The 13,915-nt window shown below is 65.7% G+C and carries 12 protein-coding genes; 9 read left to right on the top strand and 3 right to left on the bottom strand.

Going from position 1 to position 13,915, the window contains the following annotated elements:
- Nucleotides 1-17: 17 nt before the first annotated feature.
- The 3 genes from DFR45_RS09395 (at nt 18) to gyrB (ending at nt 4,430) form a co-directional block, all read left to right on the top strand.
- Nucleotides 18-461 (top strand): universal stress protein, encoded by a 444-nt coding sequence (locus DFR45_RS09395; protein ID WP_114483461.1) that lies wholly within the window; start codon nt 18-20, stop codon nt 459-461.
- Between the two features lie 96 nt (nt 462-557).
- On the top strand, nt 558-1,676 hold the full coding sequence (dnaN, locus tag DFR45_RS09390; RefSeq protein WP_114483460.1) for a DNA polymerase III subunit beta: 1,119 nt from the start codon (nt 558-560) through the stop codon (nt 1,674-1,676).
- A gap of 132 nt (nt 1,677-1,808) precedes the next feature.
- On the top strand, nt 1,809-4,430 hold the full coding sequence (gene gyrB / locus DFR45_RS09385; protein ID WP_114483459.1) for a DNA topoisomerase (ATP-hydrolyzing) subunit B: 2,622 nt from the start codon (nt 1,809-1,811) through the stop codon (nt 4,428-4,430).
- A 236-nt stretch (nt 4,431-4,666) separates the two neighbouring features.
- Here gyrB and DFR45_RS09380 read toward each other — a convergent pair whose 3' ends face one another.
- The 3 genes from DFR45_RS09380 to DFR45_RS09370 all read right to left on the bottom strand — a co-directional run bounded on the left by DFR45_RS09380 (nt 4,667) and on the right by DFR45_RS09370 (nt 7,425).
- Nucleotides 4,667-5,785 (bottom strand): flavin monoamine oxidase family protein, encoded by a 1,119-nt coding sequence (locus DFR45_RS09380; protein WP_114483458.1) that lies wholly within the window; start codon nt 5,783-5,785, stop codon nt 4,667-4,669.
- Nucleotides 5,782-6,543 (bottom strand): cupin domain-containing protein, encoded by a 762-nt coding sequence (locus DFR45_RS09375; RefSeq protein ID WP_114483457.1) that lies wholly within the window; start codon nt 6,541-6,543, stop codon nt 5,782-5,784. The genes DFR45_RS09380 and DFR45_RS09375 overlap by 4 nt, the downstream gene beginning before the upstream one ends.
- A gap of 108 nt (nt 6,544-6,651) precedes the next feature.
- On the bottom strand, nt 6,652-7,425 hold the full coding sequence (locus DFR45_RS09370) for an SDR family NAD(P)-dependent oxidoreductase (RefSeq protein WP_114483456.1): 774 nt from the start codon (nt 7,423-7,425) through the stop codon (nt 6,652-6,654).
- Between the two features lie 163 nt (nt 7,426-7,588).
- Here DFR45_RS09370 and gcvA point away from each other — a divergent pair, with 163 nt between their 5' ends.
- The 6 genes from gcvA (at nt 7,589) to DFR45_RS09340 (ending at nt 13,825) form a co-directional block, all read left to right on the top strand.
- Entirely contained in the window at nt 7,589-8,503 is a 915-nt protein-coding gene (gene gcvA / locus DFR45_RS09365) for a transcriptional regulator GcvA (protein ID WP_114483455.1), read from the top strand.
- Between the two features lie 226 nt (nt 8,504-8,729).
- A complete protein-coding gene (locus tag DFR45_RS09360) occupies nt 8,730-9,188 on the top strand; it encodes a (2Fe-2S)-binding protein (RefSeq protein ID WP_114483454.1) in 459 nt (152 codons plus the stop codon).
- Nucleotides 9,189-9,205: 17 nt separating this feature from the next.
- Nucleotides 9,206-11,422 (top strand): xanthine dehydrogenase family protein molybdopterin-binding subunit, encoded by a 2,217-nt coding sequence (locus tag DFR45_RS09355; RefSeq protein WP_114483626.1) that lies wholly within the window; start codon nt 9,206-9,208, stop codon nt 11,420-11,422.
- A 68-nt stretch (nt 11,423-11,490) separates the two neighbouring features.
- Nucleotides 11,491-12,114, top strand: a complete 624-nt coding sequence (locus DFR45_RS09350) for a nucleotidyltransferase family protein (RefSeq protein WP_114483625.1) — start codon at nt 11,491-11,493, stop codon at nt 12,112-12,114.
- Between the two features lie 318 nt (nt 12,115-12,432).
- Nucleotides 12,433-13,173 carry an ABC transporter ATP-binding protein gene (locus DFR45_RS09345; RefSeq protein WP_114483453.1) on the top strand — a complete coding sequence of 247 codons (741 nt, stop codon included), beginning with the start codon at nt 12,433-12,435 and terminating at the stop codon, nt 13,171-13,173.
- Nucleotides 13,166-13,825, top strand: a complete 660-nt coding sequence (locus DFR45_RS09340) for an ABC transporter permease (RefSeq protein ID WP_114483452.1) — start codon at nt 13,166-13,168, stop codon at nt 13,823-13,825. Before DFR45_RS09345 ends, DFR45_RS09340 begins: the two co-directional genes overlap by 8 nt.
- Nucleotides 13,826-13,915 lie beyond the last annotated feature (90 nt).

Genomic DNA, 13,915 nt, shown 5'->3' with positions numbered 1-13,915 from the left:
ACTCGGAAAGCATTGCAATGAAGATTTTGATAGCAGTCGATGGTTCGGAACTCTCACTCGACGCCGTGCACCACGCCCTCTCGCTGGTGCGCGCGGGCCTGCGTGCGAGCTTCGTGCTCGCTCATGTGCAGGAGCCCGCCTCGCTGTATGAACTCGTCACGACGCGCGACCCCGACCTGATCGCGGCTGCCGCGCGCCAGGCCGGCATGGACCTGACGGCCCCGGCGCGCGTGCTGCTAGATGCAGCCGCGGTCGAATACACGACCGACATCCGCATGGGGGCGGCTGCGAACACGCTCGTGGACATCCTCGAAGAAACGGCTTGCGATCTTGCGCTCGTGGGCGCGCGCGGGCTCGGCGGCTTGCGCGGCGCTTTGCTCGGCTCGGTGTCGCAGGCGCTGGTACACGAAAGCCCGGTGCCCGTGACCATCGTCAAACACGCGCAGGAAGCGTTGGGTTGAAGTTGCAGATGCAGGCAAAATGAGGGGTTTTTGCTATGCGATAGCGATGTTGCAGAAGGACTGCAGCTGCGTTTTCACCGATTCCCAGAGGTTGACATGATCGTCCTGAAGGCACCACAAGACAAAATCCTGGCCGTGCTGCAAGCCGTCAGCGGCATCGTCGAGCGTCGCCACACCTTGCCTATCCTGGCCAACGTGCTGATCCGCAAGACGGGCAGCGCATTGCAATTCACGACCAGCGACCTCGAGGTACAGATCCGCACCACCGCCGAGCTCGGCGGCGAAGCGGGCGACTTCACCACCACGGTGGGCGCGCGCAAGCTCATCGACATTTTGCGCACCATGCCGGCCGACCAGACGGTGAGCCTGGAGTCCTCGGGCGACGGCAAGCTGATCCTCAAAGGCGGCAAGAGCCGCTTCACGCTCGCCACGCTGCCGGCCGAGGACTTTCCGCTCGTGCAGGAGGCCGCGTTCGGCCCCGCGTTCAGCGTGCCGCAAAAGGTGCTCAAAGACTTGCTGCGCCAAGTCTCGTTCGCGATGGCGGTGCAGGACATTCGCTACTTTCTCAACGGCATTTTGTTCGTCGCCGAGGGCCGGCAGCTCAGCCTCGTCGCCACCGACGGCCACCGCATGGCCATGGCCAGCGCCACGCTGGAAGTCGAGGTGCCCAAACAGGAGGTGATCCTGCCGCGCAAAACGGTGCTCGAGCTGCAACGCCTGCTCTCCGACGCGGACGGCGAGCAGCAGCCGCAGATCGAGATGCAGTTCGCGAGCAACCAGGCGCGCTTCACTTTCGGCGGCATGGAGTTCGTGACCAAGCTCATCGAGGGCAAATTCCCCGACTACCAGCGCGTGGTGCCGCGCAACCACCCCAACATCGTCGTGCTGGGCCGCGCGCCCCTGCTGGCCAGCCTGCAGCGTGTGGCCATCATGACCACCGACAAATTCAAGGGCGTGCGCATGAACTTCGAGCCCGGCACGCTGCGCGTAGCAAGCCACAACAGCGAGCAGGAAGAAGCCGTCGATGAACTCGACATCGACTACAACGGTGATTGCATAGAGATCGGCTTCAACGTAACCTACCTCCTCGACGCACTTTCCACGCTCGACGATGAGCTGCTGCAGATGGCGCTGCTCGACGGCAACAGCTCGGTGCTCATCACGCGGCATGGGCGCGACGACTTCAAGTACGTGCTCATGCCCATGCGCATTTGACCCGCGCGCCGCTCGCGCCCACCCAAAAGCTACCAATAAAATAGCTCATTGCGCTTGATACATCTGCGCAAAAGGCAGATTTGATAATGAAAACCATGGAAGCACCCTCTTCCTTCGGACGCCAAGGCCCCCATGACCGCTGAATCCACGCAACCTGATCCCGCCGCGCCGGGTGCCGGCACCCCCCAAGGCACCGCTCCCGCCAGCGCAGATGCGGGCGCCAATGCCACCGATGCCGGCGACAGCTACGGCGAAGGCGCCATCACCATCCTCGAAGGCCTCGAAGCCGTGCGCAAGCGCCCCGGCATGTATATCGGCGACACCTCGGACGGCACCGGGCTGCACCACCTGGTGTTCGAAGTGGTGGACAACTCCATCGACGAGGCGCTGGCCGGCTTTTGTGACGACATCATCGTCACCATCCATACCGACAACTCGGTGTCGGTGATCGACAACGGGCGCGGCATCCCCACCGGCATCAAGTGGGACGACAAGCACGAGCCCAAGCGCAGCGCCGCCGAGATCGCGCTGACCGAGCTGCACGCGGGCGGCAAGTTCAACCAGAACAGCTACAAGGTCTCGGGCGGCCTGCACGGCGTGGGCGTGAGCTGCGTCAACGCACTGAGCCAATGGCTGCGCCTCACGGTGCGGCGCGACGGCAAAAAATACTTCATGGAGTTTCGCCGCGGCGTGCCCGTCGATTTCGTCGAAGAGGTCATCGACGGCGTGGCCGTGCGCAAGATGCGCGAGCTCGGCCCCACCGACAAGCGCGGCACCGAGGTGCACTTTTTGCCCGACCCCGAAATCTTCAAAGAAAACTTCGACTTCCATTACGAAATCCTCGCGCGGCGCCTGCGCGAGCTGAGCTTTCTGAACAACGGTGTGCGCATCCGCCTGCGCGACGAGCGCACGGGCAAGGAGGACGACTTCTCCGGCGTCGGTGGCGTGCGCGGCTTCGTCGAATTCATCAACAAAGGCAAAACCCCTTTGCACCCCACGCCGTTCTACGCCGCAGGCGAGCGCCCGGCCGAGATGTACGGCGGCATCCCCGGCACGCACATCGGCGTCGAGGTTGCGATGCAGTGGAACAACAGCTACAGCGAGCAGGTGCTGTGCTTTACCAACAACATCCCGCAGCGCGACGGCGGCACGCACCTGACCGGCCTGCGCGCCGCGATGACGCGCGTCATCAACAAATACATCGAAGAACACGAGCTCGCCAAAAAAGCCAAGGTCGAAGTCACCGGCGACGACATGCGCGAGGGCCTGTGCTGCGTGCTCTCGGTCAAGGTGCCCGAGCCCAAATTCAGCAGCCAGACCAAAGACAAGCTCGTGTCCAGCGAAGTGCGCGCGCCCGTCGAAGACATCGTCGGCAAGCTGCTCAGCGACTACCTGCAAGAGCACCCGGCTGATGCCAAGCTGATCTGCGGCAAGATCGTCGAAGCCGCACGCGCGCGCGAGGCCGCGCGCAAGGCGCGCGAGATGACGCGGCGCAAAGGCGTGCTCGACGGCATGGGCCTGCCCGGCAAGCTCGCCGACTGCCAGGAAAAAGACCCGGCGCTGTGCGAGATCTACATCGTCGAGGGCGACTCGGCCGGCGGCTCGGCCAAGCAGGGGCGTGACCGCAAGTTCCAGGCCATTTTGCCGCTGCGCGGCAAGATCCTGAACGTGGAAAAGGCGCGCTACGAAAAGCTGCTCACGAGCAACGAAATCCTCACCCTCATCACCGCGCTGGGCACGGGCATAGGCAAGGCCGGCGGCAGCGGCGGCGGGGACGACTTCGACGTCGCCAAGCTGCGCTACCACCGCATCATCATCATGACCGACGCCGACGTCGATGGCGCGCACATCCGCACGCTGCTGCTCACCTTTTTCTACCGCCAGATGCCCGAGCTGGTCGAGCGCGGCCACATCTACATCGCGCAGCCGCCGCTGTACAAAGTCAAGGCCGGCAAGGAAGAGCTCTACCTCAAGGACGGCGCCGCGCTCGACGGCTTTTTGCTGCGCATCGCGCTACACCAGGCCAGCGTGTTCACGGGCAGCGCCGGCGCGCGCACGCTCGCGGGCGACGAGCTCGCCGCGCTCGCGCGCAAGCACCAGGCCGCCGAGAGCGTGATCGCGCGCCTGGGCACCTTCATGGACGCCGAGGCGCTGCGCGCCGTGGCCGACGGCGTCGCGCTGAACCTCGACGACCTGGACGCCGCCGCGCAAAGCGCCGCCACGCTGCAGGCCGCATTGCGCGCGCTCAACTCCACGGGCGTGCCCGCCGAGGTCACGGCCGAGTTCGACCCGCGCACCGACAAACCGCTGCTGCGCATCAGCCGCCGCCACCACGGCAACGTCAAGAGCAGCGTGATCACGCAGGACTTCGTGCACGGTGCCGACTACGCCGCGCTGGCCGAAGCCGCGCGCACCTTCCGCGGTCTGCTCGGCGAAGGCGCCAAAGTCATGCGCGGCGAGGGCGAGCGCCAGAAGGAAGAAAAAGTCAGCGACTTCCGCCAGGCCATGAAATGGCTGCTGGCCGAAGCCGAGCGCACCACGAGCCGCCAGCGCTACAAGGGCCTGGGCGAGATGAACCCCGAGCAACTGTGGGAAACCACCATGGACCCGGCCGTGCGCCGCCTGCTGCGCGTGCAGATCGACGACGCCATCGAAGCCGACCGCGTCTTCACCATGCTCATGGGCGACGAGGTCGAGCCGCGGCGCGAATTCATCGAGACGAACGCGCTACGCGCGGCAAACATCGACGTGTGAGTCCCCCGCGCCAGGATCGTTGACGCCCTCGTCAGGCATCGTCAGGACGTCGTACCCCAGGTGGCCGCCGGTTGCTCGGCTAGTGTAGTGTTTGATGCTTGATGCGACCAATAAAACCGATGGATTTTCGGTCTGGGCAAGGCGCAAACCGCAGCGATACCGGGTGGTATCGCGAGGATTTGCAACGCGGCCCAGGCCGAAAAGACGCGGTTTTATGTCGCAAATAGCGTCGAACACTACACTAGGATCGCCTGCACACCGAGCTGCGCGGCCTCGATGGCGCCGGCGACATAGCCGGGGAATTGGGGAGACCACTCGCTGCCCACGCCCACCAGCCGTGCGCGCCAGTCGCCGTCGGCAATGGTGGCGGGCGGTGGGGTTGCGTGACCACCGACAGCCTCTTGGTCGCTCGCCGTCGCGGTCAGCTCGTCGAGGGCCCAGTCCTTGATGAACTCTGCCTTTGGCGCAGCGGCTTGCGGCCCAAACAGACGCGCGAACTGTGCCCGGCAGTGGCCGACGAGGACCTCCTGCGCAACGCCTCGTCTGACAACCGCAGGCACCGCGAAGAAGCCGAACAGCGCCGCACTGCCGCCAGGCATCGAGGCATCGTGAATCTCCCCCAGAGGGCCGCGAGCACTGCGGGCCTCGCCGGAAAGCCCCGCCTCGCGCCAGAACGGCGTGTCATAGACCGCCACGTACTTCGCATGCGGCGCCATCCACGTCGCGGTGTGCTGCCATTGGCGGGCTATGGGCGCGGGCAGCAGGGGTGAGAAGGTAATGCTCTCGTGCGCGAGCCGGGGCGGCACTGCCAGCAGCACCTGCTCGGCGCGAAGCGTGGACAGCGCCCCTGCAGCATCACGGCTCACGACATCGACGTGCCGACCTGCCAGCCGCACCGCCTGCACTTTCTGGCCAACGGCGGTTCGTCCAGCTTTCAGGCTGCCATGCAGAGCCTCTACGAGCGTAGCCATCCCGCCGCGCAGCCGCATGGAGGGCGGCGAGGAGGCGTACCCGAAAGTCCGTATCGGCTTCTCGTTGGGCGAGCGCTCAAGCACCATGTCGCCGCGCTCGTGCTGCTCGAACCGCTCGAGCCCCAGCGCGCGCACGAGCTGGTCAAGCTCAGGCTGGAACGCGGGCCAATACCACGTCGGCCCCAGGTCGAAACGGTCCGCCCACGGGGCGGCCAGGGCGACGTCCCGACCTTTGGGGCTCAGCGATTGAATCCGCCCACCCAGCGCGGGCCTTGCCTCGAGAAGCACGTAGTCCGTGATGCCGCGCTGCTCAAGGAGGTACGCCGCGTACACGCCCGCCAGGCCGCCGCCGACGATGGCGACGCGCGTGCTGCAAACCGTCATGTCGCTAACCCCTGCGCTGGCAGCATGTCGGACTTTGGAATCGGCGGCGAATCCGGCAAAAACGGGCCTCGCTGGGGCCCATTCTCGCTATCGACGCCCAAAGTCCGACAGGCTGCTGGGACGGTCTTCACGTACACCGTGGCGCCCTCGTCACCGGCTTGCAGCGTCGGGCAAAGCCCCGCCGGAAACCGAAGCCAGGAGCCACTGTCGTAGCGCTGGCCCGCGTTGAGCAGCGCCCCCTGCAGCACGAGCAGCTCCATGCTCGCCGTCCTCGCGGCAGGCATCGGTTGACGGGGCTGGAGCCGCTGGAGCCAGACGGACTCGAACTTGTCGCTGTATAAGCTGCAGATCGCGCCGCCCTGTTCCTGCGACCAGCGGGCCGGATCGTTGGTATCGACGCGCAGCGCTGTCGTCTCGGACGGCTGCATCTGGCAGAGCTTCACGAAAATGACCGCGCCTTCGGCGCTCGAAGGCCGATGCGCTGAACCTGGCGGATTGCGCAGGTACCACCCTGCGGGGTAGTCCTGCGTCTCGTCCGAGAACGTGCCGGACAGAACCAGAATCTCCTCGCCCCCAGGGTGCTGGTGGCGAGGAAAGCTCGACTGCGGCGCGTATCGCACGATGCTCGTGGCACGCGCCACTTCTGCGCCCACACGGTCGAGCATCACGCGCTCGACCCCGGCCTGGGGGGAAGGATGCCACTGGTAGGTGGCGGGCGTGACGATGGCCGGAAGGGAAAAATCGGCGTTGACGTACATATTCTGCTCAGGCGGAGTGAACCCGGATTGTCCATGCGGCGGCGCTGCGGGCGGTGCTGCGGGCGGTGCTGCGCACTTCCACGAGCGCAGCACCGGCGCAAGGGCTGGTCAGTTGCGACCCGCCATCACGCCGCCGTCCACGTCCCAGATTGCCCCGGTCACCCAGCCAGCTTTCTCCGACAGCAGGAAGGCGATGACTTCGGCCACGTCCTCGGGCGTGCCCACACGACCCAGCGGATGGAAGCTGTTGAAGCCTTGCAGTGCGCTGTGCACCTCGGCCTTCGGGATGAAACCCTCGTAGATCGGCGTCTCAACCACCGCTGGCGACACCGCGTTGACGCGGATGCCCTTGGGCGCCAACTCCATGGCCAGGTGTTGCGTCAGCGCGTGCAGACCTGCTTTGGCCATCGAATACGCCGACGACGGTGTCGCAGCGATGGCCTGCTTGGCCCACATCGAGCCGATGTTCACGATGGCGCCCGGACGGCCCTTGGCAACCAGATTGGCCGCGACCTTCTGCGTCACGAAGAAAATCGCTTTGTTCAGCGTCATGTATTGGTCGTAGTCCGCATCCTGGTGCTCAAGAAAGGGCTTGGGGATGAAAACGCCGGCGGCGTTGACCAGCAGGTCGATGTCCGCATGCTGGGCGTCGATGGCCTCGAGCAGCGCAGCCACGCCCTCGTCCGTGCGCAGGTCGGCGGTGATGACCACCACGTCGCCGAGCGCCGCAAGCGCCTTGCGGGCTGCCTCGGCCTTGTCGGCGCGATGGCCGACCAAAACGACGCTGCCGCCACCGGCGAGGATGAGGCGCGCGGTTTGCAGACCCATACCACTGGTTCCACCGACGACGAGCAGCTTCTTGCCTTCAAATTCACGCTTCATGGGAAAACCTTTAAGAAAAAGTATCAATCAACGATCGCCGCGAAGCGCGCTGGCCTGCGCAGGTGCGGGGCTGCTTGCTTCTGGCGTGGACGCAATTCTTCCCTTCCGGCGCTGTTGCGACAAACGAGATAAAGTTGCGATTCGCTAAAGAAATTCTTTGTCAATGAAGTCGCCCGTTCATCTCAACGCCCTGCGCGCCTTTGAAGCGAGCGCTCGGCACCGCAGCTTCTCGGCGGCAGCCGAGGAGCTGCACGTCACGCCGGCCGCGGTGGGGCAGCTCGTTCGCACCTTGGAGGACTGGCTGGGAACAGCGCTTTTCGTGCGGGGTGGGAGCGGTCGCACGCGCTTGGTGGCGACCGAGGCCGCCGAGCGCGCGCTGCCAGACATCCGCGCCGGTTTGGCCAGTCTGTCTCTGGGCCTGCAGCGGCTCAAGGAAGCCAGCGCCCAAAGCGTCCTGACCGTGACGGTGAGCCCGGCGTTCGCCGCGAAGTGGCTGCTGCCGCGCATCGAGCGGTTCCAGTCGGCGTGCCCAGACACGGACGTCCGGCTGGATACGAGTCTGAAGCCCGTCGACTTCGTGGCGCAGCAGATCGACATTGGGGTGCGCTACGGGTCGGGCGTCTGGCCAGGCCTCGTGGCCGAAATGCTGATGGACGAGGAGATCTACCCGGTCTGCTCACCGCAGTTGCTCCAAGAGCGCGGGTGCTTCCAGCAACCCTGTGACCTGACGCGGGAGACCTTGATCCATGACCTTTCGATGGACAACCACACCGGCTTCCCCTCGTGGGACGACTGGCTTCGCCGCGCGGGCATGAATGGCGTCAACACCGCACGCGGCATGAAGATCAACAACTCCGCCGCAGTGCTGCAGGCCGCCATCGACGGGCAAGGCATCGCGCTGGCACGCAGTGTGATGGCGCGGGACGACGTTGCAGCTGGCCGGCTGGTGCGCCTATTTCCAGAAGTCGAATTTGCATCGCCACTGGCCTACTACATCGTGTATCGGGCGCAAAGCCGCTCCCAGGCGCGGCTGCTGGCATTTCGGGACTGGCTTTTGTCCGAGGCCCGCACTGCATAGCCGCTTGCCAAGGCCGCTGCTGCGCCAACGCCCATGGCGATGTCGGTGCGCGTGATACAGGGGCATCCCGCCCCCGCGCTGAAAATTCGCGCGTCTTGCGCTATGGTTCTGCACTCGCCCGGCACGCAAGCCTTGCAGGCGGCTCGCCATGCGGTGCGGCTGCGCGGGCTGTGCCGCGCTGTGCTTTGGTCTTTGCTTTGATTACCCCCTCTCGGAGTCCCTCACCATGATTCAACTCACCGTCAACGGCCAGCGGCAACAGGTCGATGTCGCGCCCGATACCCCGCTGCTGTGGGTGTTGCGTGACACCTTGCAGCTCACCGGCACCAAATACGGCTGCGGCCAGGCGCTGTGCGGCGCCTGCACGGTGCACATCGACGGCGTGCCCTCGCGCGCCTGCATGACGCCCGTGTCCGCCGCCGCGGGGCACAAGGTCAGCACCATCGAGGCCATGGAACAAGATCGCATCGGCCGCGCCGTGCAGGCGGCCTGGCGCAAGCTCGACGTGGTGCAGTGCGGCTACTGCCAGTCGGGCCAGGTGATGAGCGCCGTGGCGCTACTGGCCACCAACCGCAAGCCCACCGACGCCGACATCGACAGCGCCATGGCCGGCAACCTGTGCCGCTGCGCGACCTACCAGCGCATCCGCGCCGCGATCCACGAAGCCGCGAAAAGCCTCGCGTAATGCAGCAGGAGGACACCATGCCCGACACCACCATCCACAACCTGAGCCGCCGCCGCTTCGTGCAGGGCGCCGCCGCGGGCCTCACGCTGGGCTTCAGCCTGCCGGCCGCGCTCGCCGCAGGCGCTCCCAAGGCAATAGCTGCCAGCGCAGGTGCAGCAAGCGCTGGAGCCACTTTTGAGCCTAATGCCTTCGTGCGCATAGGCAGCGACGACACGGTCACCGTGATCTCCAAACACCTCGAAATGGGGCAGGGCACCTACACGGGGCTCGCGACCATCCTCGCCGACGAGCTCGACGCCGACTGGGCTACGGTGCGCGTGGAAGGCGCGCCCGCCGACGCCAAGCGCTACAACAACCTGCTGTGGGGCCCGGCGCAGGGCACGGGCGGCAGCACGGCCATGGCCAACTCGTGGGAGCAGATGCGCAAGGCCGGCGCCACGGCGCGCGCCATGCTCGTGGCCGCCGCCGCGCGCCAGTGGCAGGTGCCGGCCGAGCAGATTCAAGTGCGCCAGGGCGTGGTGAGCCACCCCGCGAGCGGCCGCAAGGCGCGCTTTGGCCAGCTCGCGCAAGCGGCAGCGGCCGAAGCCGTGCCAGCCAATGTGCGCCTCAAAGACCCCAAAGATTTCACGCTCATCGGCAAGGTCGCGCCGCGCAAGGACACGGCCGAAAAGGTCAACGGCAAGGCGCGCTTCACGCAGGACGTGCACCTGCCCGGCATGCTCGTGGCCGTGGTCGCGCACCCGCCGCGCTTTGGCGCCACCGTGAAGTCGTTTGACGCGAGCCGCGCCAAGGCCGTGAAGGGCGTGGTCGATGTGGTGCAGATTCCGCAGGGCGTGGCGGTGCTCGCGCGCGACACCTGGAGCGCCAAGAAAGGGCGCGACGCGCTCTCGGTCACCTGGGACGAAAGCGCGGCCTTCAAGCTGGGCAGCGAGGAGATTCTGGCGCGCTACCGCGAGCTCGCGAAAAAGCCCGGCGCCGTGGCGCGCAGCGAAGGCCAGGTCGAGCCCGCGCTGGCCCAGGCCGCCAAGGTGCTGACAGCGGAATTCGACTTCCCCTACCTCGCGCACGCGGCCATGGAGCCTATGAACTGCGTGGTGCAGTTCGACGGCCAGCAGTGCGAGGTGTGGAACGGCGAGCAGATGCACACGGGCGACCAGTACGCGCTCGCGGCGCTGTTCGGCATCCCGCCCGAAAAGGTCGTCATCCACATGCTCTACGCGGGCGGCAGCTTTGGCCGGCGCGCGAGCAAGAGCGCCGACTACGTGCTCGAGGCCGCGCAGATCGTCAAGGCCACGGGCGGGCGCGCGCCCGTCAAAATGGTCTGGCTGCGTGAGGACGACATGCGCGCCGCCTACTACCGGCCGCTGAACCACCACCGCCTCGAAGCGGCGCTAGACGCGCAGGGGCGCCTGGTCGCCTGGCGGCACCGGCTCGTGGGCCAGTCCATCATGAAGGGCTCGGCCATGGAGCCCGCGATGGTCAAGAACGGCATCGACGCGACCTCGGTCGAGGGCGCCTCCAGCCTGCCCTACGCGATCCCGAACCTGCAGGTGGAGCTGCACACGCCCGAGGACATTCCCGTGCCGGTGTTGTGGTGGCGCTCGGTGGGCTCCACGCACACGGCGTATTCGACCGAGGTCTTCCTCGACCAGGTGGCCAAGGCCGCGGGCAAAGACCCGGTGGCGCTGCGCCTGGAGCTGCTCGCCGCGCATCCGCGCCACGCGGGCGTGCTCAAGCTCGCCGCCGACAAAGCCGGCTGGGGCCAGCCGCTTGCCCCGGGCCAGGACGGCGCGCGCCGCGGGCGTGGCGTGGCCGTGCACGAGTCCTTCCGCTCCTACGTGGCGCAGGTGGTCGAAGTCACGGTGGCCAAGGACGGCAGCCTGAAGGTCGACCGCGTGGTCTGCGCGGTCGATTGTGGCGTGGCGATCAACCCCGACAACGTGCGTTCGCAGGTCGAAGGCGGCATCGGCTTTGCGCTGTCGGCGGCGCTGTACGGCGAAATCACCCTCAAGGAAGGGCGCGTGGAGCAGGGCAACTTCGACCAGTACCCGATTTTGCGCATCAACGAAATGCCCAAGGTCGAAACCTACATCGTGCCCTCGGCCGAAGCACCCACGGGCATGGGCGAGCCGCCCGTGCCCCCGCTCGCGCCCGCGCTGGCCAACGCCATCGCCGCGGCCACGGGCAAGTGGCTTACACGCCTGCCGCTGCGCACGGGCGAGCTGGCGGCTTGATGTGACGCGGTTGATGCGGATGCGGTGTCTTGGCGGCTCGGGCGGTGTCGCTCCGCCCAACGCGCCCCATGCCTGAGCCAGCGCCCCAGGCCGCAGGCGGCGCCATCGCCGGCGTGCTGCTCGCGGCCGGCATGGGGCGGCGCTTTGGCGGCGACAAGCTGCTGCACCCCCTGCCCGACGGCCAGCCGATCGCGCAGGCCGCGGCGCGCGCGCTGGTCGCCGCGCTCGCGCCGGTGGGCGGCACCTGCGTCGCCGTGGTGCGCCCCGGCCAGACCGCGCTCGCGGATGTGCTGGCCGAAGCAGGCTGCACCATCATCGAATGCCCCGAGGCCGCGCACGGCATGGGGCACAGCCTAGCCTGCGGCGTGCGCGCGACGGCGCAGGCGCGCGGCTGGCTCGTCGCGCTCGCCGACATGCCGCGCATCGCCCCCCCGAGCTACGCCGCCGTGCGCGACGCCCTGCTGCACGGCGACGCACGCACCATCGCCGCGCCGAGCTGGCAGGGACAGCGCGGGCATCCGGTGGGCTTCGGGCGCCATTGGTTCGAGGCGCTGAGCCGCCTGCAAGGCGACGAGGGTGCGCGCGCCGTGCTCGCTGCAGCGCGCGGCGCGATCACGCTGTGCCCGGTGGATGACGCGGGCGTGCTGCAGGATGTCGATCGTCCTGAGGATTTGGCAGATTTGGGGCGGTAGTGGGATGCGCCTGAAATTGTGAAATGGGGGGCAGCTTCGAATGGCACTTACTTTAGCCGAGCGCCCGCTGCTGGCGCTCGGCTAAAGTAAGTGCCATTCGGATCAGACACCTACCCTTCACCTGGGCTATGTAAAGGCCTCACGTGCATTGCGTGATGTGGAATTTGCGCCATGGAGCGCAGGTTTGAGTCTTGGACAATTTAAGGTCGCCGATAGAATCGATAAACCTTCTCTGGGAATGATCCCAAAATGACCTTATCCGGAGCCTCCTCCAATCACAGTCCACTGATTTCCCCGGTAGGAGGTGCTGTAACTTCCATGCCCGCGGCGGTGGAAACCAAAGATCTCACGCGCAGTTTTGGCGCCCTCACCGCCGTTGATCATGTCGATCTGTTCGTACCCCATGGCAGCATTTTCGCGTTACTGGGCCCAAACGGCGCAGGCAAGACCACCCTCATGCGCATGCTCACGACGCTGCTGCCGCCCAGCGGTGGCCAAGCCAAGGTTGCTGGTTATGACGTCGTGCGTGAGGCCTCTTTGGTGCGGCAGCACATCGGCTATGTCCCGCAGGCTCTTTCCGCCGATCCTGATCTGACTGGCTATGAAAATCTTCTGATCTTCGCCAAGCTCTATCGTGTGCCGGCCCCCATCCGCCGAGCCCGCATTGATGAGGCGCTGCATTTCATGGGGTTGGAAGAAGCGGCGGCTACGCTGGTGCGGCATTACTCGGGAGGAATGACCCGGCGGCTTGAGATCGCTCAGTCGCTCGTCAATCGTCCCCAGGTGTTGTTTCTCGACGAGCCGACGGTGGGCCTGGACCCAACGGCTCGGCACAATGTCTGGGAACATGTCCGCGCCTTGTGGCAGCAATGGGAAACGACCATCTTCATGACAACGCATTACATGGAAGAAGCAGAGGCGCTTTGCCACGCCGTCGCCTTCGTCCATCAGGGGCGGATCGTCGAGTCAGGTTCTCCACAGGCGCTGAAGGCACGGCTCGGAGAAGGGGCTACGCTGGATGATGTCTTTCTGAGCATCACTGGAGAGCGCAATGGATAAATCCAATCTCGGACTGCGTGACTCCTTGGCACAAGTGCTGGCTGTAGCCGAAGCTGAGCTGCGCAAGCTACGACATGACCCCGTCGAGCTCTTCACCCGCATCGTTCAACCTGTCCTGTGGCTCGTCATCTTTGGTCAGGTCATGGGCAGGGTCAATGCAATACCAACTGGCGGCATTCCTTACTTGGATTTTCTCGCTCCTGGCGTTCTTGCTCAGAGCGTCATGTTCATCGCGATTTTCTATGGCCTTTCGGCGATCTGGGAGCGGGATGCTGGTGTACTCACCAAATACCTCGTCAGTCCCACCCCTCGCTGGGCATTAGTGTTGGGAAAAGCGCTTGGCAGCGGCTTTCGCAGTTTGTCCCAAGCCGTGGTCATACTTGCACTCACCTTGCTGATGGGGATAGACCTGCGGCTTTCCTTTTCTGCCGTTGCTGCTTTATTGGGTTTCGTAGTCCTGGGCTCGGCGGTCTTCTCGACCTTTTCGCTCATCATTGCTTGCTTGGTCAAGACCCGTGAGCGCTTCATGGGGATTGGTCAATTGTTGACCATGCCGCTCTTTTTTGCGAGCAATGCCATCTACCCGGTAACCCTGATGCCCCCATGGCTGACTGCCGTTGCGCGGATCAATCCGCTGTCCTATCTAGTTTGACTGTGTCATAAATTACTCCTCGCCCGCCCGCAGCATGGGCAGCGAGGCAGGATGCGGGCAATTCGTTGTGCCAGCATCTGCCGCAGCGTG

The sequence above is a fragment of the Extensimonas vulgaris genome (assembly GCF_003337425.1).
In the GTDB taxonomy this organism is placed as follows: domain Bacteria; phylum Pseudomonadota; class Gammaproteobacteria; order Burkholderiales; family Burkholderiaceae_C; genus Extensimonas; species Extensimonas vulgaris.
Note: the sequence above shows the minus strand (reverse complement) of the source record. Positions and strands in the feature narration are given on the sequence as shown.

Coding starts and splice junctions, on each gene's coding strand:
- DFR45_RS09350 (WP_114483625.1), top strand. CDS start 11,491: ATGCCTGAGCCAGCGCCCCAGGCCGCAGGCGGCGCCATCGCCGGCGTG.
- gyrB (WP_114483459.1), top strand. CDS start 1,809: ATGACCGCTGAATCCACGCAACCTGATCCCGCCGCGCCGGGTGCCGGC.
- DFR45_RS09345 (WP_114483453.1), top strand. CDS start 12,433: ATGCCCGCGGCGGTGGAAACCAAAGATCTCACGCGCAGTTTTGGCGCC.
- DFR45_RS09395 (WP_114483461.1), top strand. CDS start 18: ATGAAGATTTTGATAGCAGTCGATGGTTCGGAACTCTCACTCGACGCC.
- DFR45_RS09370 (WP_114483456.1), bottom strand. CDS start 7,425: ATGAAGCGTGAATTTGAAGGCAAGAAGCTGCTCGTCGTCGGTGGAACC.
- DFR45_RS09375 (WP_114483457.1), bottom strand. CDS start 6,543: ATGTACGTCAACGCCGATTTTTCCCTTCCGGCCATCGTCACGCCCGCC.
- DFR45_RS09360 (WP_114483454.1), top strand. CDS start 8,730: ATGATTCAACTCACCGTCAACGGCCAGCGGCAACAGGTCGATGTCGCG.
- gcvA (WP_114483455.1), top strand. CDS start 7,589: ATGAAGTCGCCCGTTCATCTCAACGCCCTGCGCGCCTTTGAAGCGAGC.
- DFR45_RS09380 (WP_114483458.1), bottom strand. CDS start 5,785: ATGACGGTTTGCAGCACGCGCGTCGCCATCGTCGGCGGCGGCCTGGCG.
- dnaN (WP_114483460.1), top strand. CDS start 558: ATGATCGTCCTGAAGGCACCACAAGACAAAATCCTGGCCGTGCTGCAA.
- DFR45_RS09355 (WP_114483626.1), top strand. CDS start 9,206: ATGCCCGACACCACCATCCACAACCTGAGCCGCCGCCGCTTCGTGCAG.
- DFR45_RS09340 (WP_114483452.1), top strand. CDS start 13,166: ATGGATAAATCCAATCTCGGACTGCGTGACTCCTTGGCACAAGTGCTG.